Genomic DNA, 20606 nt, shown 5'->3' with positions numbered 1-20606 from the left:
TTCGTCAGAATGCGTTCATGCTCCGGGGAAAATTTTCTCCCGGAGCTGGCTAATCAAGCCCCTAACCGGTAATCCCAGTCATCCGAATGAATAACGTTACCGTCACGGTAATGCCAGGTAATCTTTTCATAACGAAGCAAAACGAGCTCAAGATGCCCCTGCTTTTCATGGTAAGTCTCTTTCACGTCATGCATTAATGAAAACACCGTGACGACCTTCACCGCTTCCAGCGTTATTGTGAAATAAATTTCTTCCTGACCGGCATCATTGATTCTGTACAGGTCGATAGTCGCTTTCCTGAGCGTACCGCCCGTGCTAAGCGCTTTATAGAGAAAAACGCTGGAGGCATCAATTTCCTTTTCAATAAGAAAGGGACGATGCTGGCGTTTACTCAATGCTCTGCCATTATGCAGGTCAGAATTATAGCTTACGTTATGATAGAGCCCTAAAACCTCAATTTGGTTTTCACGGTCTTTAACTATCACGCTCCCTTTTATGATATTACCCGCATCGTCAGTTAATGACATATATCCCGGAATGGCCATTTAAATATCCTTATCGAATGGAACAGAGTGTTCAAGGGTGGCGATCATAACGGCGAGACATCTTTTACCCTTTGGGCTTTTAACTTTAAACATCTCCCTGATTGAATCGACATAAAGCTTATTACTCTCTGCTTCCGTCTCGGGGAAATTGGCAAAAGCGCAGACTTGTTCAATAGTGAGCAACGGTTTATCGTCATTTAAGATTGCTAAAACACCCTCAGGGTTATGCGGGATGGCTTCAGAAAGCGATGCCTTTAAATCTTCAGCCGTACTGGCGTCCACTCCGGGCTCAAGAGCACTCGCCACGGCTAACCATGCCTGAGTTCCTTTACCTATCTCTGGAATGACATGATTCCACCATTCCGACTCACCGCTATCATTAGCATACAACTCTGCTACAACACTTCTTGCACCTTTATCGTTTATCATCTGGATAATCTGCGCAGGAGTGTGTTTTTTGGCAAAGAGAGCCATCGGAGCACATAAGAAGAGTAGTGCAATCATATATTTCATTATCGCACCACCAGTATTGTGTCACCCGAATCATAAATAATATGACGCTTGTCCTGGCCGTTCATAATGATGCAGCCTGCTGATGCAGAACCTGGCGGCTGACCTTTTTTATCACCATGAATTTGAAAATGATCTCTACCAAAGGTATTGGTCCCCGCTATAGGCTCAAGAATAATGGCCTCAGCACTTTTATGATTATTCCATCCGGAAATAAAATAAATACCTCTGGGAATGGGTCCTCTGTTTCGTTGACTTTCACACTCTGGCTTATCTTTCGATTCACCCGCACCGCTGTAGCAGTTAGCGACAAACACACCATTATGACTCAATATCCCTGTCGAAACTTTATACTCCCATGTCATCAATACCGTCTCCTTTCATGAATAGTCCTTTATCTTATGGCTAATAAGAGCGTTAAAATGATTACGATGGTCACAAAACATCACGTCCACAATAAATAAGCACAAAAAATATAGAAAAATTAATAATAGATAATTTTGATGTATATAATTTTTATATAAAAGCCGTGTGTTCAGGCAGAGATTGCGTCTCCTCCTTACACCAGCTTTGCACTTTTGGTTCACTTGCCTCTATCCTTAACCCATGGAAAAAATCGCTGAACTCAAACGCGCCAAGCTGCTGGCGCTGTCGCTGCTGCTGATTGCCGCCGCGGCCTTTGTCACCACCCTCTTCCTGCCGCAGACCTTCTGGGTGCGCGGCGTCAAAGCCATTGCCGAGGCGGCGATGGTCGGCGCGCTGGCGGACTGGTTTGCCGTCGTCGCGCTGTTCCGCCGGGTTCCCATTCCGTTTATCTCACGCCATACGGCGATTATCCCGCGCAATAAGGACCGAATCGGCGACAATCTTGGCCAGTTCGTGCAGGAGAAGTTTCTTGATACTCAGTCGCTTGTGGCGCTGATCCGCCGCTATGAGCCAGCGCAGATGATTGGCGCCTGGTTCAGCAAGCCCGACAACGCCCAGCGTGTCGGGCTGCATCTGATGCAGGTGATGAGCGGTTTTCTCGAGCTGACCGATGACGGACGTATTCAGCGCCTGCTTAAACGGGCGGTGCATAAGGCCATCGACAAGGTCGATTTCACCGAAGCCAGCGCCGTCATGCTGGAGAGCATGACCAAAAACAACCGCCATCAGGTACTGCTGGACGCCATCATCAACCGGCTGATTACCCTGATTCAGCGGGAAAGCACGCGGGAGTTTATTGCCGATCAGATTGTCCACTGGCTGAAAACCGAACACCCGCGCAAGGCGATGGTGCTGCCTACCGAATGGCTGGGCGATCAAAGCGCGGAGATGGTGTCGAACGCGGTGAACACGCTGCTGGACGATATCAGCCACGACCGCACGCACCAGATCCGCCAGGCGTTCGACCGCGCCACGCTGAAGCTTATCGACAACCTGAAAAACGATCCGGAAATGGCGGCGAAAGCCGACAACATCAAGCACTACCTGAAAAACGATGAGGCGTTTAACCGCTATCTGGGCGAGATGTGGGCTGACCTGCGCCAGTGGCTGAAGGCGGATATGCAAAGCGAGGACTCGCGCGTGAAGCAGCGCATCGCCAACGCCGGGCTGTGGTTTGGCGAAACGCTAACAAACGACGCCAGCCTGCGCGCGTCGCTGAACGAGCATCTGGAGCAGGCCGCGCACCGCGTCGCACCGGATTTCGCCGCGTTCCTGACCCGCCACATAAGCGACACGGTCAAAAGCTGGGACGCCAAAGACATGTCCCGCCAGATTGAGCTGAACATCGGCAAAGACCTGCAGTTCATCCGCGTCAACGGCACGCTGGTGGGCGGGACGATAGGCCTAATCCTGTTCTTACTCTCGCAAGTCCCAACGCTTATCCATTCAGCGTCCTGAGGATCAGCGCCTTCATGCTGGTAATAGCTGCATCGGGGGAGGCGCTCCCCTGATGCAGCGCGATCCCCAGCTCTCCTGCATCTGGCAGCAGGTGGCTGTCGATCCGTAACGTCTCGGGCAGACCAATACGCGTGCGGAGCGTAATACCCAGCCCCGCGCTAACTCCCGCCCACAGCCCGCTCAGGCTATAGCTGGTATAAGCGATACGCCAGGGAATACCTGCGGCATCCAGTGCCGCGATGGCCCGGCTTCGCAGGAGGCAGGGCGCGTCAAACATCACCAGCGGCAGCGGCTCACCTCGTTGCAGAAGGACCTCAATGTCCTCGCGGGACCGGCAAATCCATGCCAGCGATTCGCTTCGCACGTAGTCGCCTTCTCGACCTTCCTGCCAGACCAGCGCCAGATCGAGTTCATTCGCCGCCACGCCGCGCAGCAGCGGCGGGTTGCGATCGACGCGTGCCGTCATGCGAAGCTCAGGGTGTTGTCTGTGAAAATCGCCGAGGACCTTCGGCATCACGGACTCGCCAAAGTCCTCCTGCATACCCAGCCGCACCTCGCCCTGAAGCAACTCACCTCTGATAGCCCGGAGCGCTTCATCATTTAATACCAGCATGCGTCGGGCGTAGCTCAGCAGAATTTCACCCTCTCGGGTCAGTGCCAGCGTACGCCCCTGCTTAACGGTCAGAGCCATGCCACACTGCTGCTCCAGCTTTTTTAACTGGGCACTGACCGCAGAGGTGGACCGACACAGCCTGTCCGCCGCCTCGGCAAAACTGGCGGACTGAATCCCCTCCACAAAGCTGCGCAGCGCGTCCAGGTCTAATGCTGAAAAGCGTTTATCCATATCATCCTCATTTTCAGGACATTCAGTCCTGAACATTGCGATTTTATTTATGGTGGCAGCCTGCGAGAGTGATTTCCAGACGACAGGAGGAATAAAAATGAGCACAACACTGAATCGCGACACGCTTGCGCAGGTTTCCCCTAAGCTGGCGGAACTGAGCCAGCAGGTCCTTTTTGGCGATATCTGGCAGCGTCCGCAGCTAGCCCCGCGGGATCGCAGTCTGATCACGCTTGCCGCGCTGGCAGCCCTGGGGCGCACCGCGCAGCTTCCCTGGCATATCGGCTTCGCCCGGCAAAACGGCGTGACGGACGACGAAATAGCCGAAGCGTTTACCCATCTGGCGTTTTACGCAGGCTGGCCGGCCGCCGTCAGCGCGCTGAGCAGCCTTGCAGAGGAGAAACAGTAATGCCGTTTGTTCGTATCATGACGGGTGACCGCTATAGCGAGATGCAGCAAAAGCAGATCTCGGACATTCTGCACCAGGCGCTGACGGAAACCTTCGCCGTTCCTGCACAGGACAGGTTCCATTTTTTTGAATGCTTCGCGGCCGGGGATCGATACATTGATCGGCACTATCTCAGCACGGGCAGAACGGAGGGGGCGATACTGTTTAATATCGTTGCTGGTAAGCCGAGGAGCACTGAACAGAAATCTGCCCTCTACCATCAGCTGGCTGCGCAACTGAATGAGAAGATGGGCATTGACGGTGGAGACGTGATGGTCGTTATCCAGTTTACGGCCGCTGAGGACTGGAGCTTCAGTGGCGGCAAACGCTATCAGCCCTGAATGACGTAGCGCGTGGCGGCGAAACGGTTCAGGATCAAATGCACCAGAAAGACCATCGTCAGCGTCGCCACCAGCGAAAAGGTCACGGAGGTGATGCGATAGAGATCGCTGAACACCAGGTCGCTGTCCGGGTGCATGTTCTGCCCGAACATAATGCCGATGGTCGTGATGCTGGAAAACCCCACGCCCGCGCCCACTTTCTCCATCACGTGCAGCCGCGCGCCAAACGCAAGGCCGAGGCCAATCAGCGGCATCATCAGCAGCATATGGCTGCTGTGATCGTAGAGGATAAGCTGCACCACCAGAATGTAGAGGCAGCCCAGCACTACCCCGACCACGCGCCAGATGGAGCTCATCACCGCGCCGCGGTAGTGCATAGGGAACAGGATCAGAATCCCTGCCATCAGCGCCGAGAGCGAATCGCTTAAGTCGCTAATCTGAAACACCACGAAAATCATCGTCGCGACGCTGCCGGAGAGCAGCAACTCGTGGCGCACGCGGGCGTCGTCTTTCTCAATCAGCGGCGGCGGCTTGCGGGGCTCCACGTCCGGCAGCAGGTAGTTCATCAGCGCGCTCAGGCACACCGCCATCACGCTCGCTTCAATGTTGGAAAACAGCAGCGTGTGCCAGTTGGTGGTGGGGTAGCTCATAAAGTTGAGCATTACGCTCTGGCACACAACGCCCATCGAGCCGAACAGGAACAGCGGCCCTTTGCTCATAAAGCGAAAACGCATCACGTAAAGGGCAAATACCACCAGCGTCATGATGACCGGCCATTGGGAAAGATAGCCGATGATAATCACCATTTCGACGCAGTTCAGCGATGCGCTGAAGAAAAACTGCTTCGCCACGTGGCGGTTAAACACCGGCACCAGCGACAGCAGCATGATCGGATAGACCACGAAAAACACGCCGTAGCTGGTGTTGTAGAAGCTCGATATGCTCAGGGCAATCATCCCGGCAAAAACGATGCGCAGGGTCTGGCGAAAGTCGTTTGCCGTGTAGACGATGTTGCCGTGCGGGGTAAAGACCCGCGCCAGCGTATTAATAGACATAGTGAAGCAGGCTCACCAGGTGGATCTGCATTCCGGAGAAGAAGCGCGCAAACGGCCCTTCGCTGTTGTAGAGCTGCACGGTCGCCCGCGCGCCGGTTGGCAGCGGCTTCGGCAGCGGCTCATCCAGCGTGACGTGAATGCGCATGCGCTGGGCGTCTCGTACCCAGCGGTTAGAGGTCTCCGGTTGGGAGAGCTGGCCGTTAACCGCCTCCTGGCCTGCGAGGATCCCCGCGTCGCTGCTGGCCACGTGGGCGCGGAACACCTGCCCCGGGAAGGTGTCAAACACCACGGCGGCATCGGTGCCCTGACGGGTATGGCGCAGGCTCTTCTCGCGGAAATCGGCCACGATATCGGTCTGGTTGTTTACCAGCGCCAGCGCGGCGGAGCCGGATGAGGCGTAAAAACCGGGGCTTAACTGCAGGTTACTGACCGTGCCGTCCGCCTGGGCGTAGACCTTTGTCCAGCCGAGGTTCAGTTCTGCTTCATCCAGCGCGTTGCGGTATTTTTGCAGCGTCACGTTGCGGTGTTCCTCGCGCTCGCCGCGCTGGATGCGCAGGTTCCGGATGTTGGCCCGAATCGTGCTGACGGACTGCTCGCTGCTCTGCCAGGCGGTGCGGACCTTATCCAGATCCGCCTGCGAGACGTTCTGTAACGTGCTCAGCTTCTGATAGCGTTCGAAGGTCACCTTGTCGTTACGCGCGGTCAGCACCGCGGTTTTCAGGCTGGCCTGCGCGGCGGCGATCTGCGCGTCCAGCTGTTCGTTAGAAAGACGCGCCTGCTCCAGCGCGATTTGCGCCGCTTCCACTTTATTGCGAAACGGCGTGTCGTCGAGCTCAAACAGCAGATCGCCTTTCTTCACCTGGCTGTTGTTGTGGACATGTACCGCCGCCACGTAGCCGGAGACGCGCGGAGAAACCGGCGTCACCACGCGCATGACGGTGGAGTCCGGCGTCAGCGGGATCCAGATATCCGCGACGACAAAATAGATAAACATCAGCAGGAAAGAGGCAATACTCACCCTTACCCAGCGGGCAAATTTTTGTTCAGGGGTCATTATTTTTCGGTCTTGTTGTCTTCTTCGCGGATTGTCCGCAAATTGCAGGCGATTTGATTTAACGTGGCGCTGAAAATCTCGAGATGTTCCGGCGCGATGTGTTGCGACACGCGCGCCTGATAGGTCTCAATCACCTGAGTGAGCCTTTTTAATATGGCTTTTCCCTCAGGCGTCAGCGTCAGAAGCCGGATGCGCTTGTCATAAGGCGATGTGGTGCGCAGCAGGTAACCCTGTTTTTCCAGCTGTGTCAGGGTGCGCATCAGCGGCGGCAGTTCAATACCCTGCACCTCCGCCAGCTCACTCATTGAGACGTTATCCCCGAGCTGATGAAGCTGCATCATCACCGTCCAGCTCGACTGGGTTAAGCCGGTATCGAGAATGGCATCATCGATCACCGCACGCCACTGGCGCACGATCATTGCCATCCGCATGCCCATCGGCCTGCGGCAGAACAGTTCTTCTTCACTCATGGGGAAACCTCTCGTCACACGCGGTCAAGATAATAGTTATCAGGGTAAGTATCAAGAAACGCGAGACGAAAGAGCAGGAATTGCGAAAACGATGTCTCCCTCTCCCCGTGGGAGAGGGTCGGGGTGAGGGCACCAGCCCGCAGTGGAGTTTAGCGGCTAAAATGCCTCCTGACGGCACTTTTTCCCGAAGCCGTCACCACCACCTCCCTGTACCCCGCCACCCGCTGGATCCACCCTTTGCTTTCCAGATGAATAAGCAGCGCCGCGCCAGCTTCGCCTCCGAGGTGAAACCGCCGCTCGCTCCAGTCCAGACAGGCGCAGCAGGCCTTGCGGCGCGGATGAGCGCTTAACGACACGCCGAGCTTCAGAAACTGCTCCCGGCCATACAGCGTGAGCGCTGAACCGTCTACCTCCAGCCAGCCTTCCGCCTGCATGAAATCGTAGATCTTTACCGCCACCGTGCCCGCCAGATGATCGTAGCAGGTCCGCGCCTCCCGCATGGCCTTCGGCGCGGTGGTTTCCGGCGGCGCAATGCGGCTCCAGGAGAGCCCCATCATCTGTTCGATCAGCTCCGCCACGTCGTGCCCCGCCAGACGATAGTAGCGGTGCCGCCCCTGAGACAGACAGGTAATCAACTTTCCCTCCACCAGCCGGGCGAGATGCCCGCTGGCGGTCGAGGGGGCGACGTCTGCCGCGGTGCTCAGTTCAGTGGCGGTCCACGCCCGCCCGTCCATCAGCGCACACAGCATCTTCACGCGCGACGGATCGGCCATTGCCGCCGCCACCGCCGCAATGGCCTGCTCCAGCGCCGCGCCGTTATCAGTCGGTAAGCTTGTCTTTAACATGTGCTGCCCAGGGTTCGGTGATCTCTGCGGCCAGCTTATCATCATCCGTCAGCAGAATAAGGTGATTCGCATGGTCGCTGTACTGGGTAAGAACAGACACGCCGCGTGCCGCCAGCGCCGCCGCAATTTCACCCAGCTCGCCGGGACGCGACTGCCTGAGCTTTCTGATCACCGGCTTTCGCACCGCCTGCACGGTAAACCCGGCGTCGAGCAGCACGCGTCGCGCTTTTTCACCGTCCTCCACCAGGAAATGGGCCTCCGTACCGAATACGCCACCGCCTTCCAGCCCCACGCCGTTGCGGCCTAAAAGCTGTCCAAAGCGCGCCAGCTCGCCGGGCCCGTCGCGGAAAATCACGTGAACGTCATACATTCGCGCGCCCTCCCGTTTCGGAACTGTACTCCCGCACCAGCTGCGCCACGCGAATACGGTAGAAAGAGAAAATCGACTCCCGCCCTTCGGCCTGCGCCGCCTGATGGAAGACGTTCTGCTTCCAGCGGCGGACGGCCTCTTCATCCCGCCACCAGGAAAGGGAAAGTATTTTGCCGTCGGTCGTCAGGCTCTGGAACCGTTCGATGTCGATAAAGCCGTCGATGTCGGCCAGCAAAGGCTTAAGCTCTGCGGCAAGTTGGAAGTAGCGCGCCTGATGGGCAGGCGCGGCTTTGGCTTCGAAAAGGACTGCGATCATGATGGTCTCTCCGCTGTGATGTTGAGGAGAGAATGCAGGATGGAAAAGCACAATGCTTCGGTAAAGAGCGAAGCTTTAGCCCAGAACCGACCTCGGCTCCATAAACGCGCGGATCCCCCACTCGCCCATCTCGCGCCCCACGCCGGAGTGCTTAAACCCGCCGAACGGCGCTTTCGGTTCATGGGCCAGGGTGTTCACCAGCACGCGACCGGAAACAATCTGCTGCGCCACGCGGCGCGCGCGGTCCGCACCGCCCAGCACCACCGCGCTCAGGCCGTAGTCCGTGTCGTTGGCAATGGCAATCGCCTCCGCCTCGTCACGATAGGGAATTACGCACAGCACCGGGCCAAAAATCTCGTCGCGGGCAATCGTCATTTGGTTGTTCACGTCGGCAAACAGCGTCGGGCGCACAAACCAGCCGTCCTGCGTGCCTTGCGGCCGCCCCTCGCCGCCCGCCAGCAGGCGCGCCCCCTCTTCGACACCTTTGCGGATATAGCCCTGCACCCGCTGCCACTGCTTTGCGCTGACCATCGGGCCGACGTCCGTTGATTTATCGCGCGGGTCGCCGGAGTTCACCGCCGCCACGGCCTGCGCCAGCGCGGTTTCGATCTCCGCCTTACGCGAGTAAGGCACCAGAATGCGCGTTCCGGCCACGCACGCCTGCCCGCTGTTCATAAACCCGGCCTGAATCACCAGCGGGATCGCCTGCGCCAGATCCACGTCATCCAGCAGGATCGTCGGCGATTTCCCGCCTAACTCCAGCGTCACGCGCTTAAAGCTTTCCGCCGCGTTGCGCAGGATCGCCTTGCCGGTATGCGTCGAACCGGTAAACGAGATTTTTGCCACGTCCGGATGGCGGCTGATTGTGTCACCGACCGTCTCACCCCGCCCGGTGACGATGTTAAACACGCCCGGCGGCAGAGCCGCATCGCGCAGCGCTTCGGTGACAATCTGCGTTTGCAGGGCGCTCATTTCGCTCGGCTTGATCACCGCCGTACAGCCCGCGGCCAGCGCGGCCGCCAGCTTGCCGCAGATAAATCCTGCGTCGCTGTTCCACGGCGTAATCAGCCCGGCCACGCCAAGCGGCGTCATCTGCACCGTGGCTGCGCCCGCGGGGGTGACGAATTCAAACGCCTCCAGCGCCTCAATCGCCTGAGCAATCACCTCCGCCGGATAGCTGGCCATCCACGCCGAGCGCGAGGCGGGCGCGCCGTACTCTTCGATGACCGCTTCCAGCAGATCGTCGTGACGAGCGGCCACGGCGGCGTGCATACGTTTTAGCGCGGCAATGCGCTCCTGCTTTGTCGTCTGCGACCACGCGGGGAACGCCGCTTTTGCCGCCGCAACGGCGCGCGCTGCGTCAACCTCATCCGCCAGGCGTACCTGCCCGATGACCTGCGCCGTCGCCGGATTGTATAAATCAAACCGTTCGGTGCCGTGCGGGGTAACAAATTCGCCGTTAATAAAGATCTGTTCGATAGTGTGCATATAAACCTCCTCAGGCTGTGTGAGCACAGTCTGGCACGGCTTCTCCGTTGCGATAATCCACGCTATGCTGCAAGGGTTGTTTCGATTTTCAGGATAATCTATGCATCGTTCAGGTCTGACAGAGCTGGAAGTGGTTATGGCGGTGGTGCGGCGCGGCAGCTTTCGCGGCGCGGCGCAGGAGCTCGGCATGTCCGCCACGGCGGTCAGTAACGCCATCGCCGGGCTGGAGAGCCGCCTGGATACCCGCCTCTTTAACCGCACTACCCGCAGCGTGGCGCTCACCGACGCCGGACAGCGCTACGTGGCGCGCGTTGGCCCGGCGCTGCAGGAGATCCGCCTCGCCAGCGAGGAGATCCACAGCGACACCGGGGAACCCGCCGGCACGCTGCGTCTGAACGTGCCGAACCATATCGGCACCCTGTTTCTGGACCAGCTGCTGATCGACTTTATGATCCGCTACCCGAAGATGCGCGTGGAAACCGTCAGCGAAGCGCGCATGATCGACATCGTCGCGGAAGGCTACGACGCGGGGATCCGCCTCGAGGAGTCCGTGCCGCAGGACATGATCGCCGTGCCGCTGACCGGCGAGATCCGTCAGCTGGTGACCGCCACGCCGGACTATTTTGCCCGTCACGGTACTCCGCAGACGCCGGACGATCTGCTTTCACATCAGGGGATCGGCATGCGCATGGCCCACGGCGGGATCTACCGCTGGGAGCTGGCGCGTCGGGGGGAAACGTACGCCCTTGCCGTACCGCCGCGCTTTGCGACATCCGATCTTTTCGCCTCGATCCGCGCCGTAAAGGCGGGATTAGGGGTAGGATTTTTGCCGGAACTGTATATCCGGGAAGAGCTTGAGCGTGGAGAACTGGTGAGCGTTTTAAACGACTGGGCGCAGCCCTTTGCCGGGCTGCGCCTGTATTACCCCGGCCATCGCCACGTCCCGCCGGGACTGCGGGCGCTGGTGGCGATGATCCGCGAGCGCGGGATTATTCCAGGTTAGCCTTATTCAGCCCGTAAGCCGCGTCCAGCGAGCCGGGCGCCATGCGGGAGGTGATCCCCAGACGGTTCCAGGCGTTGATCGCCACGATGGCGAAGTTCAGCTCTGAAATCTCCACGTCCGAGAAGTGCTCCGCCACGCTGCGGTACAGCGCGTCGCTCACCCCGTGAACGCCAATCTGGGTCAGCGCTTCGGTGAAGGCCAGCGCGGCTTTCTCGCGGGCGCTGAACAGCGGGGACTCGCGCCAGGCCGCCAGATGGTACAGGCGCAGCTCGCGTTCCCCGGCGATTTTGGCCTCTTTAGAGTGCATATCCAGACAGAACGTACAGCCGTTCAGCTGCGACACGCGAATGTCGATCAGGTGCTTCAGCGCCGGGTCGATGGAGGTTTTTGCCACCTCCATGCTCAGGGCAGACAGCGCGTTGGCGAGGGCAGGTGTAACTTTATGGTGGTTAACGCGAGTGCTCATTGTCTTTCCTCTTTTTGTGCGGCATGTGCCGTGCGATGAGGCAAATCTACGCCGTTCATGACATAGTAAAAAGATACAAAAAGCGTGAAATGAGGTAGGACATGAAGCCGGGCTATCACGACATTTATTCCCGCTATCGCGACAACATCACGCGCGGCGTGCTGAAGCCGGGCGATAAGGTGCCTGCCATCCGCGTACTGGCGGAAGAGCTGAAGGTGGCGCGCAAAACCGTCGAAACGGCGTATGCCATTCTGACGGGTGAAGGGTATCTGGTGAGCCAGGGCGCGCGCGGCACGCGGGTCAACCCGGATTTACTGCTGCCGGATAACAATGCCCCTGCAGAACAGCCTACCGGCACGCTTCCGGCCTCGCTTATCAGCCAGCGCGAGCGGGCCGGTTTTCTGCGCCCCGGCATCCCCGCCCTCGACAGCTTCCCGTATAAAAAATGGCTGCTGCTGGCGGGCCAGGCGACGCGCGCCATGCGTCAGGAGGAGATGCTCAACCCGCCCGTCCTGGGCTGGTATCCGCTGCGGCAGGCCATCGCCAGCTATCTCAATATCTCACGCGGCTTGTCCTGCACCGCCGAACAGGTGCTGATCACCAGCGGCTACAGCGGCAGCCTGCGGCTGATCCTTGACACCCTCGCCAGCCGCAGCGACAAGGTGGTGTTTGAAGATCCGGGCTACTTTATGGGTCAGCAGTTGCTGAAGCGGATCGTGCCGCGCCTGCATACGGCGCCGGTCGATCGCTGCGGCATTGATACGGACTACCTGCTTCGTCACCATCGTGATGCGCGTTTTGCCATCGTCACCCCCTCGCACCAGAGCCCGCTGGCGGTGACGCTCTCCCTGCCGCGCAAGCAGCAATTGCTCGACTGGGCCAGCCAGAACGAGGCGTGGATTATCGAAGACGATTACGACGGGGAGTTTCACTACACCCGCAAAGTGCTGCCGTCGCTGAAAAGCCTCGACCAGCACGACCGGGTGATCTTTATGGGCACCTTCAGTAAAACCATCATGCCGTCGCTGCGCATGGGTTACGTGGTGATGCCCGCCAGCACCGTCGGGGCCTTTACCGACTGCGCGGATATCACCACCAGCGGCCAGCCGGTGCTGATGCAGAAGATCCTCACCGCGTTTCTCAACGAAGGGCATTTTTTCCGCCATCTCAAAAAGATGCGCGCGCTGTACCAGACCCGCCGCGACTGGATGATTGCCGCCCTGCGCGAGGTGTATGGCGATCTGTTTTTCACCGAGCAAAACGACGGCGGGATGCATATCGTGGCGTTTCTCACCAAAGGGAGCTGCGACCGGGAAGTGGCCCGCTGCTGGCAGGAACAGCAGCTGCAGGTCAATGCACTCTCGGAGTGGTATCGCGGGTCGGGCAAACGCTACGGGCTGGTGATGGGCTATAACAACGTGCGGACGTATCAGGAGGCGGTGGAGCTGCTGGAAAGGCCGAAACGGCAGACGCTGGAGATATTACTCTGAATTCAGATATCTGCCCAATTAGCACCAATTTAAAATATCGATATAATCTGATGGCTTTTTACATTTCTAAGGAAAAGAAAATGAAATCAATTTTGGGATTTGATTATTTATTAACACCACGCGTGCTGGTCTTATTTTACTGGATCGCCATGCTGCTTATTTTTGCAGGCGGTGTGTATACCATGTTCAGCGACCATCTCATCACCGGCTTTATCGGTACAGTATGCAGCCTGGTCGGATGCCGCGTGATGTTCGAACTGATTATGGTTGCGTTCAAGAACAACGAATATTTGCGCCGTATCGCTGAAAACACGTCCGTAAAATCTGCCGAATAATCCGCTTGTTATATGCCGGGTGGCGGCTACGCCTTACCCGGCCTACGTTCTTCTGTAGACCCGGTAAGCGTAGCGCCACCGGACAACCCTATCCTCATACATCATATCGCGATAACCCAACGTCCTTGAGCTGCTCGTCGCTCATCTGGCTCAGGATGCGGCGGGTGCGGTTGATGCGATACCAGTTGCGGATCGTTTTGCCGATCCAGACAAATACGACGAACGGACGTTTTGAACGGTTCTCGTAGAATTCCATAATGCTCTCCTCACTGTGCCAGTGGGGTTATCTTCCTGCAAATCGACCTGCGCAATACAGATGCAAAAACAACTTTTGTTTAACATACAGATCCGCTAAAACGGTATCTGCATGCCGTTTTTTGCGGCAATCTGTACTGGTTTAATAATCTGTATGGTGAAAATAAAGGATACAGCATGACACGCTATCAACACCTGGCCAACCTTCTGGCAGAACGCATTGAACAAGGGCTGTATCGCAGCGGCGAGCGTCTGCCGTCGGTGCGCGCCCTGAGCCAGGAGCACGGCGTGAGCATCAGCACCATACAGCAGGCCTACCAGATCCTCGAAAACCTTCAGCTGATCACCCCCCAGCCGCGCTCCGGCTATTTTGTCTCGAAACGCAAAGCCCAGCCGCCCGTCCCGGCGATGACGCGCCCGGTGCAGCGCCCGGTGGACGTCACCCAGTGGGATGAGGTGATGATGCTGCTGGACGCCCGCGCCGACAAAGAGATGATCTCCTTTGGCGGCGGCTCGCCGGACATTAACCAGCCGAGCCTGAAGCCCCTGTGGCGCGAGATGAGCCGCCTTGCGCAGCATAACCCAAGCGAGATGCTGAGCTATGACGTGCTCGACGGCCGCCTTGAGCTGCGCGAGCAGATCGCCCGCCTGATGCTGGACGGCGGCTCGACCGTCTCGGCAAGCGACATTGTGATCACCAACGGCTGCCACGGCGCGCTGTCGATCGCCCTGCTCTCGGTGTGCAAACCGGGGGACATCGTGGCGGTGGAGTCGCCATCTTTTCACGGCACCATGCAGATGCTGCGCGGGTTTGACATCAAGGCGATTGAAATTCCCACCGACTCTGAAACCGGGATCAGCATTGAGGCGTTAGAGCTGGCAATGGAGCAGTGGCCGATCAAGGCGGTAATCCTGGTGCCCAACTGCAATAACCCGCTCGGGTTTATCATGCCGGAAGCGCGGAAAAAACAGGTTTTAGCCCTCGCCCAGCGGCACGATATCGTGATTGTGGAGGATGACATTTACGGTGAGCTGGCGGCGGAGTACCCGCGCCCGCGCACCATTCACTCGATGGACATCGATGGCCGCGTGATCCTCTGCAGCTCGTTTACCAAAACCGTGGCGCCGGGCCTGCGCGTCGGCTGGATTGTGCCGGGACGCTATTACGACCGGGTGATGCACATGAAATACGCCGCGGGCGGGTTTAACGTGCCGGGCACCCAGATGGCGGTGGCGGCTTTTATTCGCGACGGCCACTACCATCGCCACGTGCGCCGTATGCGCCAGATTTATCAGCAGAATATGGAAACCTACACCTGCTGGGTGCGGCAGTATTTTCCGGCGGAGATTTGCGTCACGCGCCCGCAGGGGAGCTTCCTGCTGTGGGTTGAGCTGCCAGAGAAGGTGGATATGGTGTGCGTCAGCAAGCAGCTGTGCCGGCTGAAGATCCAGGCGGCGGCCGGATCGTTATTTTCCGCGTCAGGGAAGTACCGCAACTGCCTGCGGATCAACGTGGCGCTGCCGCCAACGGATAAACATCGCGAGGCGTTGAAGAAGATGGGCGAGGCGATTGTGATTGCGATGGAGGAGTAGTACGTTTTTTAGCGCCGGTGGCGCTACGGAATAGAGTAGGCCGGGTAAGGCGAAGCCGCCACCCGGCAAAATCAACGACTCAGAACTTCCACGAAACGCTGCCCACAATGCTGCGTTCCGCACCGAAGTAGCAGTAAGAGAGCGAGTTACACGCCGCGACGTAGCTTTTGTCCGTCAGGTTATTGACGTTCAGCTGCGCACTCACGCCCGTAAGCCCCACTTTCGACAGGTCATACCCCACGACCATGTCCACCAGCGTGTACGATGGAAGCGTATGGGTGTTCTGGCGATCGCTGGCGATCCCGTTGACATAGCGCACGCCGGAGCCGACGGTCAGGCCATCCAGCGGGCCGGTTTTGACGTCGTAGCTCAGCCAGGCGCTGGCCATGTTACGCGGGGCATAGACGGCGCGCTTGCCCTCCTCTTCCGGGCTGCTCTTCTTATAGCGAATATCCGTGTAGGTGTACGCCGCCTGCATACGCAGGCTGTCGGTCAGCTGACCAATCGCCTCCAGCTCAACGCCTTCGGATTCGATTTCACCGATGGAACGGTACGGATCGGTCGGCTCCTCTTTGGTGGCAATGTTCTTCTGGTTGATGCGGAACACCGAGGCGCTGAACTGGCTGTTCATCCCTTCTGGCTCATACTTCACGCCCGCTTCCCACTGCTTGCCCTTCATCGGATCCAGGATATTGCCCTGCTCGTCGGCAAAGCTGGTCGGCGTAAAGGCGGTGGAGTAGCTGACGTACGGCGCAACGCCGTTATCAAACAGATACAGCAGCGCCGCGCGGCTGCTGAAGTTGTTTTTATCCAGATCGCTGCGGGTGTGGTTAAAGTTGTCGACGTTCGACACGCTCACCTGGTCGTAACGCCCGCCGAGCGTCAGGCGCCAGCGGTCAACGGACATCTGATCCTGTAGGTAGTAACCGGTCTGGCGAAGCTTATGCTTTTCCCTGCTGTACTGGGTGATGTAGTCCGGCTTCGCACCGTAAACCGGGTGGAAGGCGTCAATCGGCGGGAAGCCGCCATAGTAGCCGGTCACGTTGTTGGTGCGGTCCTGGTAGTCCATCCCGATCAGCACGCGGTGGTTCACTACCCCGGTGTCGAAGCTGCCGTCGACCTGGTTATCCAGGGTGATGGCGTTCATCTTCTCGTCGGAGCCGGAATAGCCGCGGTTCAGCTCGGTGTCATTCAGCCAGCCTGCGGCATACACCTGGTTCAGCTCCACTTTGGTGTGCAGGTAGCGCAGCTTCTGTCGCACGGACCAGCCGCTGTCAAACAGGTGCTCAAGGTTATAGCCGACCATGTTTTCCCGACGATCGTACTTGTCGTAATCGTCTTCACCTTCAAAGAACGTGTTGGAGATTTTCTTCCCGCTGTGCGGCACAACCGTGCCCTCGTACGGCAGGCCGGAGTGGCTGCCGCCTTCCGGATCGCGGTGCAGGTAGGCCATCAGATCCAGACGGGTGTTATCGGTGATACGCCAGGTCAGGCTCGGCATCAGCGCGTAACGCTCTTCCTTCAGCGGATCGAACTGGGAATCGGCATAGCGGGTCATCCCGCTGAGGCGCACCGCCACGCGGTCATTATCATCAACCGGGCCGGTGACGTCGAACATCGCTCCACGCTGGCTATTGTTCCCGGCGAAGAGCTTGATCTCCCCGCCCGGATCGAACGACGGCTTACGGGAGGTAAGCGCCACAATCCCGCCCGGCGATGAACGGCCATAGAGCACGGAGGCCGGACCGCGCACGACTTCGATACTGTCCAGGAACCACGGATCAACCACCAGCGAGCTGTGGGAGTTAGTGTCGCCCATCATCTTCAGGCCGTCCAGGTAGACGTTGTCCAGGCTGCCGTCAGAGAAGCCGCGCAGCACCATGTAGTCAAAGCGGTTAGACGCCCCAATCTGGTTGCTGTAGACCCCCGGCGTGTAGCTCACGGCCTGACGCACGCTGGTTGCGCCCTGCTCTTCGAACTGCTCGCGCGTGACGATAGAGACCGACTGCGGAGTTTCAATATCCGGCGTTTCAAGCTTGGTGGCCGCAGACTGCATCTGCGAGGTCACCACCACGGTGTCAGTTTTTTGCGCATCCTGCGCCAGTAAAGGAAAAGCGACGCTACCGGTAACCCATCCCACCAGCAGTGCCAGACGCGATTTAGCAAGCATAACCCTCTCCAGAGATATTTCTTATTGTTAATAAGAATTATTACCTTTTTGAGAGTGCAAACGGCTATGCGCGCCGCCAGGTTACGTATGCGCGATGCTAAACCGCACGGGATGCGTTCGCGCGATGGGCGAAATTACGTTAGCGGAGTTTGCGCACGTCGCCCGGTGAAATTCCGTAATGACGACGAAATGCGGTGGCGAAGTTGGTGGCATGCTGATACCCGCACATCCAGGCCGCCTGCTGCACGCTGTGGCCTTCCAGCAGATAGCGGCGCGCCAGCGCAAGGCGACAGTCGCGAAGATAATCGAAGAGGGTGCAGCCGTAGCGCTGACGGAACTTGCTGCGCAGGCTGCTTGGGCTCATTGCAGCCAGGGCTGCCAGCTGCGCGAGAGTATGATCCCGTTCAGGAGACTGTTCCAGCATGCTCCGCACACGTTCCAGGCGCGCATGATCAGGACGGCTCGGGCAGGGCTGCTGGCGCTGGTTCAGGCCGTGGCCGAGCAGCTGGTACATCAGCCCCTCCAGCAATAGCTTACGCGCGAGCATGCTTCCCCTCTGCTGCTGCGCATGCTGAATGCCTGACATAACAAACTCGGGAACGTGCCAGACAAACGTGGGTGTATTCAGGTTTTGCCATTCCAGCAGCAGCGACTCAAGCAGGGCTTCACGCCCGGCTTCATGCGGGTACACGCCAAACGAGAGCGTTTTCAGCGCGCTGTCGGCGTCGTGACGCGCACTCATCACCTGTTCCTCACTCAGACGGGCGCTGAACGCCATGCCGGGACGAACGTGATAGTCGATGCCATTGAGCGCGATCGTAACGCACCCTTCCAGGACTACCAGCATATAGAGCGGGCTGCTGTGGCGGGATGTGGTTTCGTAGGGTTGTAATACATGCACGTCGGAGTGGGTCAGCGAAATGCCGGACGAGAGCGTCATCTCTTCCACATTCCCCTGCAACACCGGGCTGCCGCTGACCTGCTCCCCTTTTAACAGCGGGAAACGGTAGTCGATGCCGTAGCGCTCGCCGAATACCTGAAAATCCTCAACAAAAAATATGCGTTTCGCTGATCTATTTTCACTCTGGAGCATAATTCGGGGCCTGCATCGGGAAAAGGACAGGCAAAACAGTACCATCCCTTTGCCATATCAGCAATCACCGGGCGCAGACACTATTACGCTCCGGACAAAGCCGGAGCGAAGATATATATTTCTTTACGAGAAATATATTTATGCTTCCTGCCACTCAGCAAAAACCTCTTTATGGTTTTTGGTCAGGATAACTTTATTATCTTCGACCTTATCGACCCAGCCGAGAGGAATAAAGTGGTGCTTGCCGCCTGATTCAGGGTCACTCTTAGCAAGCTTGATACGCTCGCCGTCTAAATGGTCCACAACCCCGACGTGCGTTCCGCAGCTGGCGACAACCTGAGTGTGATCCTTAATTGCGCTTTTATCTACCATAATCATTCTCCTGTTTCGGTTATTTGCCTGTTGCACGAAAAATAACTGTAGCGCATAAATTCAGGCTTAAAAGGCTTATTAGCATTTTGAAACATCATTGACAGAATGGAATATTATGTCTATTTAACGCCGAAGTGAAAAAATAAGAATGAGATGAATTATTTCCGACTGATTATTTCCCGATCATAATTAAATTATCGCAACCAACGAGGAGGTATTTATGACGATTCGCAACAATAATCGGGCAGAAATTTCGCTGGCTCTTGGTGAAGCGGTCCTGGACATCGTGCAAAAAGGCCATGAGGTATCGCGAGAGAATCTCGCCCAGGCGATGAAAATCAAAGCGGAGAAAGAGCGCGACGACGAGCGGCTTTTGAACTACTGGAAGGCGTGTAATATGCTGGTTTGAACGTAGCGGCGTTTAGGCTGACTAAACGCCGCCTCCTGTTACTCGTCGAAGTACCAGTACCCGTGGTTAATCAGCCCGGTGAGTTCGTCAACAAACGCCGGGTTTTTCAGCGCGTCGCCCAGCTCGGCCTGGCCGAGTTCGGTGTAGCGGCACAGCGCATCCGCGCCCTTCGCGTCTACCGTCTCCAGCTGTTCGCTGTTGATGAAGAAGCTGCCGTTAACGTTCAGCACGCGCAGGCCGTTCAGGCGCGACAGCGTTTCGCCGCCCTGCAGCGCGTCCAGCACCTCGTCTGCCGAATACGGCGGCTCGGCGGCGGCGATATCCAGCTCGTGGCGCGGCGTGGAGACGAAGCTGCCAAACCATTTCGTGAAATCGTCCGGCTTGCTAATCATGTCGATCATCATCTGACGGATACGATCGAGCTCGTACTGCTCCACGCGGCCCGGGTGTTCGCGGCAGGTCAGATCCGGATCGCTGTAGTGTTCGCCGCCCAGATCGTTTTCCAGCGCGTAGTCGGCAAAGCTGCTGATCAGATCGCGGCCGTTCGGCCCGCGGAAGCCGACGGAGTAGTTGAGCGCGGTTTCATGGGTGAAGCCGTCATGCGGGAATCCAGGCGGAATATAGAGGATATCGCCCGGCTCAAGATCTTCGTCGATGATCGGCTCAAACGGATCCACGTGCAGCAGCGCCGGATGCGGGCAGAACTGACGCATCGGCAGCTTGTCGCCCACGCGCCAGCGGCGGCTGCCCATCCCCTGAATGATAAACACGTCGTACTGATCGATATGCGGACCCACGCCGCCGCCCGGCACGGAGAAGGAGATCATCAGATCGTCCAGACGCCAGTCCGGCAGGACGCGGAACGGACGCACCAGCTCCGCGGCGGGCATATGCCAGTGGTTCACCGCCTGCGCCAGCAGCGACCAGCCGGTTTCGCCCAGACCGTCAAAGTGCTCAAACGGACCATTGCTGGCCTGCCATTTGCCGTTAGCGTGGCTCACCAGACGGCTATCGACTTCCGGCTCCATCGCCAGGCCTGCCAGCTCGTCCGGGGTAATCGGGTCGACAAAATTCGGGAAGGCATTTTTCAGCACTACGGGTTGTTTTTGCCAGTATTTCTCAAGAAATTCCGGCCAGTTCAGGTTCAATTGATACGCCATGGGTAGCACCAGTGAGAGGGGAAACAGGCGCGATTATAGGCAAGAAGGCAGAGGGGGAACTTGTCATGGGTCAAACGAGCGCGCGTAGGTCGG

Annotated in this window: 25 protein-coding genes; 8 read left to right on the top strand and 17 right to left on the bottom strand. The window is 57.9% G+C overall.

What is annotated here, in order from left to right; all coding sequences use genetic code 11:
- Positions 1–53 precede the first annotated feature (53 nt).
- From tssD to OKF39_RS03820, 3 genes are read right to left on the bottom strand one after another with little or no spacing between them, the layout of a single operon-like run.
- Positions 54–545 carry a type VI secretion system tube protein TssD gene (gene tssD / locus OKF39_RS03830; protein ID WP_193542094.1) on the bottom strand — a complete coding sequence of 164 codons (492 nt, stop codon included), beginning with the start codon at positions 543–545 and terminating at the stop codon, positions 54–56.
- A complete protein-coding gene (locus OKF39_RS03825) occupies positions 546–1058 on the bottom strand; it encodes a hypothetical protein (RefSeq protein WP_333114075.1) in 513 nt (170 codons plus the stop codon).
- Entirely contained in the window at positions 1058–1420 is a 363-nt protein-coding gene (locus OKF39_RS03820) for a tlde1 domain-containing protein (protein WP_479983499.1), read from the bottom strand. The genes OKF39_RS03825 and OKF39_RS03820 overlap by 1 nt, the downstream gene beginning before the upstream one ends.
- 241 nt (positions 1421–1661) lie before the next feature.
- Here OKF39_RS03820 and OKF39_RS03815 point away from each other — a divergent pair, with 241 nt between their 5' ends.
- On the top strand, positions 1662–2939 hold the full coding sequence (locus tag OKF39_RS03815; protein ID WP_479983498.1) for a DUF445 domain-containing protein: 1278 nt from the start codon (positions 1662–1664) through the stop codon (positions 2937–2939).
- Here the strand turns inward: OKF39_RS03815 and OKF39_RS03810 are convergent.
- Positions 2920–3783, bottom strand: a complete 864-nt coding sequence (locus OKF39_RS03810; RefSeq protein ID WP_479983497.1) for a LysR substrate-binding domain-containing protein — start codon at positions 3781–3783, stop codon at positions 2920–2922. The genes OKF39_RS03815 and OKF39_RS03810 overlap by 20 nt on opposite strands.
- Before the next feature lie 97 nt (positions 3784–3880).
- Here OKF39_RS03810 and OKF39_RS03805 point away from each other — a divergent pair, with 97 nt between their 5' ends.
- Together OKF39_RS03805 and OKF39_RS03800 are read left to right on the top strand one after the other, a co-directional pair.
- Positions 3881–4189 carry a carboxymuconolactone decarboxylase family protein gene (locus tag OKF39_RS03805; protein ID WP_028015385.1) on the top strand — a complete coding sequence of 103 codons (309 nt, stop codon included), beginning with the start codon at positions 3881–3883 and terminating at the stop codon, positions 4187–4189.
- On the top strand, positions 4189–4569 hold the full coding sequence (locus OKF39_RS03800) for a tautomerase family protein (RefSeq protein ID WP_045259543.1): 381 nt from the start codon (positions 4189–4191) through the stop codon (positions 4567–4569). The genes OKF39_RS03805 and OKF39_RS03800 overlap by 1 nt, the downstream gene beginning before the upstream one ends.
- Here OKF39_RS03800 and OKF39_RS03795 read toward each other — a convergent pair.
- The 7 genes from OKF39_RS03795 to OKF39_RS03765 form a co-directional block, all read right to left on the bottom strand.
- Positions 4560–5624: a DUF2955 domain-containing protein gene (locus OKF39_RS03795; RefSeq protein WP_479983496.1), complete on the bottom strand. Its 1065-nt coding sequence runs from the start codon at positions 5622–5624 to the stop codon at positions 4560–4562. The two genes, OKF39_RS03800 and OKF39_RS03795, sit on opposite strands and share 10 nt — an antisense overlap.
- Positions 5614–6681, bottom strand: coding sequence for an HlyD family secretion protein (locus OKF39_RS03790; RefSeq protein ID WP_479983793.1), 1068 nt, complete (start codon positions 6679–6681; stop codon positions 5614–5616). The genes OKF39_RS03795 and OKF39_RS03790 overlap by 11 nt, the downstream gene beginning before the upstream one ends.
- Positions 6678–7148, bottom strand: a complete 471-nt coding sequence (locus OKF39_RS03785) for a MarR family winged helix-turn-helix transcriptional regulator (protein ID WP_224066235.1) — start codon at positions 7146–7148, stop codon at positions 6678–6680. The genes OKF39_RS03790 and OKF39_RS03785 overlap by 4 nt, the downstream gene beginning before the upstream one ends.
- Positions 7149–7297: 149 nt before the next feature.
- Complete coding sequence (locus tag OKF39_RS03780) at positions 7298–7993, bottom strand: ArsR/SmtB family transcription factor (protein ID WP_224066234.1); 696 nt, start codon at positions 7991–7993, stop codon at positions 7298–7300.
- Positions 7968–8363: an amino acid-binding protein gene (locus OKF39_RS03775; protein WP_248188661.1), complete on the bottom strand. Its 396-nt coding sequence runs from the start codon at positions 8361–8363 to the stop codon at positions 7968–7970. Before OKF39_RS03775 ends, OKF39_RS03780 begins: the two co-directional genes overlap by 26 nt.
- A complete protein-coding gene (locus tag OKF39_RS03770; protein ID WP_479983495.1) occupies positions 8356–8679 on the bottom strand; it encodes an antibiotic biosynthesis monooxygenase family protein in 324 nt (107 codons plus the stop codon). The genes OKF39_RS03775 and OKF39_RS03770 overlap by 8 nt, the downstream gene beginning before the upstream one ends.
- A gap of 75 nt (positions 8680–8754) precedes the next feature.
- A complete protein-coding gene (locus OKF39_RS03765) occupies positions 8755–10167 on the bottom strand; it encodes an aldehyde dehydrogenase family protein (RefSeq protein ID WP_479983494.1) in 1413 nt (470 codons plus the stop codon).
- 100 nt (positions 10168–10267) lie between these two features.
- On the opposite strand from OKF39_RS03765, the gene OKF39_RS03760 reads away from it, so the two are divergent.
- The gene (locus OKF39_RS03760; protein ID WP_028015376.1) at positions 10268–11170 is read left to right on the top strand and encodes a LysR family transcriptional regulator; all 903 of its coding nucleotides are present in this window, start codon (positions 10268–10270) and stop codon (positions 11168–11170) included.
- Here the strand turns inward: OKF39_RS03760 and OKF39_RS03755 are convergent.
- Positions 11157–11636, bottom strand: coding sequence for a carboxymuconolactone decarboxylase family protein (locus OKF39_RS03755; RefSeq protein WP_014882392.1), 480 nt, complete (start codon positions 11634–11636; stop codon positions 11157–11159). The genes OKF39_RS03760 and OKF39_RS03755 overlap by 14 nt on opposite strands.
- 101 nt (positions 11637–11737) lie before the next feature.
- Here OKF39_RS03755 and pdxR point away from each other — a divergent pair, with 101 nt between their 5' ends.
- Complete coding sequence (gene pdxR / locus OKF39_RS03750; RefSeq protein ID WP_207119554.1) at positions 11738–13126, top strand: MocR-like pyridoxine biosynthesis transcription factor PdxR; 1389 nt, start codon at positions 11738–11740, stop codon at positions 13124–13126.
- An 80-nt stretch (positions 13127–13206) separates the two neighbouring features.
- Entirely contained in the window at positions 13207–13461 is a 255-nt protein-coding gene (locus OKF39_RS03745; RefSeq protein ID WP_039265304.1) for a DUF4282 domain-containing protein, read from the top strand.
- A gap of 94 nt (positions 13462–13555) precedes the next feature.
- On the opposite strand, the gene OKF39_RS03740 is transcribed toward OKF39_RS03745, so the two are convergent.
- The gene (locus tag OKF39_RS03740) at positions 13556–13717 is read right to left on the bottom strand and encodes a DUF1127 domain-containing protein (RefSeq protein ID WP_048959778.1); all 162 of its coding nucleotides are present in this window, start codon (positions 13715–13717) and stop codon (positions 13556–13558) included.
- A 176-nt stretch (positions 13718–13893) separates the two neighbouring features.
- On the opposite strand from OKF39_RS03740, the gene OKF39_RS03735 reads away from it, so the two are divergent.
- Entirely contained in the window at positions 13894–15309 is a 1416-nt protein-coding gene (locus OKF39_RS03735; protein WP_041911335.1) for an aminotransferase-like domain-containing protein, read from the top strand.
- Positions 15310–15388: 79 nt separating this feature from the next.
- Here the strand turns inward: OKF39_RS03735 and foxA are convergent, their stop codons facing one another.
- The 3 genes from foxA to OKF39_RS03720 form a co-directional block, all read right to left on the bottom strand.
- A complete protein-coding gene (gene foxA, locus OKF39_RS03730) occupies positions 15389–17497 on the bottom strand; it encodes a ferrioxamine B receptor FoxA (RefSeq protein WP_479983792.1) in 2109 nt (702 codons plus the stop codon).
- Between the two features lie 121 nt (positions 17498–17618).
- Entirely contained in the window at positions 17619–18572 is a 954-nt protein-coding gene (locus OKF39_RS03725) for an AraC family transcriptional regulator (protein WP_248038461.1), read from the bottom strand.
- Positions 18573–18710: 138 nt separating this feature from the next.
- Positions 18711–18944, bottom strand: a complete 234-nt coding sequence (locus OKF39_RS03720) for a DUF2171 domain-containing protein (RefSeq protein WP_028015371.1) — start codon at positions 18942–18944, stop codon at positions 18711–18713.
- A 220-nt stretch (positions 18945–19164) separates the two neighbouring features.
- Between OKF39_RS03720 and OKF39_RS03715 the strand changes: the two genes are divergently transcribed.
- On the top strand, positions 19165–19353 hold the full coding sequence (locus OKF39_RS03715) for a hypothetical protein (protein WP_047363975.1): 189 nt from the start codon (positions 19165–19167) through the stop codon (positions 19351–19353).
- Between the two features lie 38 nt (positions 19354–19391).
- On the opposite strand, the gene OKF39_RS03710 is transcribed toward OKF39_RS03715, so the two are convergent.
- Entirely contained in the window at positions 19392–20513 is a 1122-nt protein-coding gene (locus OKF39_RS03710) for a ribosomal protein uL16 3-hydroxylase (RefSeq protein ID WP_248038463.1), read from the bottom strand.
- Between the last annotated feature and the right edge of the window lie 93 nt (positions 20514–20606).

It is taken from the genome of Enterobacter cloacae complex sp. HYC042_NIDB (genome assembly GCF_056673315.1).
This window is presented reverse-complemented; position numbering and strand designations above follow the sequence as displayed.

Coding starts and splice junctions, on each gene's coding strand:
- OKF39_RS03735 (WP_041911335.1), top strand. CDS start 13,894: ATGACACGCTATCAACACCTGGCCAACCTTCTGGCAGAACGCATTGAA.
- OKF39_RS03780 (WP_224066234.1), bottom strand. CDS start 7,993: ATGTTAAAGACAAGCTTACCGACTGATAACGGCGCGGCGCTGGAGCAG.
- OKF39_RS03710 (WP_248038463.1), bottom strand. CDS start 20,513: ATGGCGTATCAATTGAACCTGAACTGGCCGGAATTTCTTGAGAAATAC.
- OKF39_RS03795 (WP_479983496.1), bottom strand. CDS start 5,624: ATGTCTATTAATACGCTGGCGCGGGTCTTTACCCCGCACGGCAACATC.
- OKF39_RS03800 (WP_045259543.1), top strand. CDS start 4,189: ATGCCGTTTGTTCGTATCATGACGGGTGACCGCTATAGCGAGATGCAG.
- OKF39_RS03720 (WP_028015371.1), bottom strand. CDS start 18,944: ATGGTAGATAAAAGCGCAATTAAGGATCACACTCAGGTTGTCGCCAGC.
- OKF39_RS03815 (WP_479983498.1), top strand. CDS start 1,662: ATGGAAAAAATCGCTGAACTCAAACGCGCCAAGCTGCTGGCGCTGTCG.
- OKF39_RS03725 (WP_248038461.1), bottom strand. CDS start 18,572: ATGCTCCAGAGTGAAAATAGATCAGCGAAACGCATATTTTTTGTTGAG.
- OKF39_RS03760 (WP_028015376.1), top strand. CDS start 10,268: ATGCATCGTTCAGGTCTGACAGAGCTGGAAGTGGTTATGGCGGTGGTG.
- OKF39_RS03775 (WP_248188661.1), bottom strand. CDS start 8,363: ATGTATGACGTTCACGTGATTTTCCGCGACGGGCCCGGCGAGCTGGCG.
- OKF39_RS03825 (WP_333114075.1), bottom strand. CDS start 1,058: ATGAAATATATGATTGCACTACTCTTCTTATGTGCTCCGATGGCTCTC.
- tssD (WP_193542094.1), bottom strand. CDS start 545: ATGGCCATTCCGGGATATATGTCATTAACTGACGATGCGGGTAATATC.
- OKF39_RS03755 (WP_014882392.1), bottom strand. CDS start 11,636: ATGAGCACTCGCGTTAACCACCATAAAGTTACACCTGCCCTCGCCAAC.
- OKF39_RS03785 (WP_224066235.1), bottom strand. CDS start 7,148: ATGAGTGAAGAAGAACTGTTCTGCCGCAGGCCGATGGGCATGCGGATG.
- OKF39_RS03715 (WP_047363975.1), top strand. CDS start 19,165: ATGACGATTCGCAACAATAATCGGGCAGAAATTTCGCTGGCTCTTGGT.
- OKF39_RS03765 (WP_479983494.1), bottom strand. CDS start 10,167: ATGCACACTATCGAACAGATCTTTATTAACGGCGAATTTGTTACCCCG.
- OKF39_RS03820 (WP_479983499.1), bottom strand. CDS start 1,420: ATGACATGGGAGTATAAAGTTTCGACAGGGATATTGAGTCATAATGGT.
- OKF39_RS03740 (WP_048959778.1), bottom strand. CDS start 13,717: ATGGAATTCTACGAGAACCGTTCAAAACGTCCGTTCGTCGTATTTGTC.
- OKF39_RS03770 (WP_479983495.1), bottom strand. CDS start 8,679: ATGATCGCAGTCCTTTTCGAAGCCAAAGCCGCGCCTGCCCATCAGGCG.
- OKF39_RS03805 (WP_028015385.1), top strand. CDS start 3,881: ATGAGCACAACACTGAATCGCGACACGCTTGCGCAGGTTTCCCCTAAG.
- OKF39_RS03810 (WP_479983497.1), bottom strand. CDS start 3,783: ATGGATAAACGCTTTTCAGCATTAGACCTGGACGCGCTGCGCAGCTTT.
- pdxR (WP_207119554.1), top strand. CDS start 11,738: ATGAAGCCGGGCTATCACGACATTTATTCCCGCTATCGCGACAACATC.
- OKF39_RS03745 (WP_039265304.1), top strand. CDS start 13,207: ATGAAATCAATTTTGGGATTTGATTATTTATTAACACCACGCGTGCTG.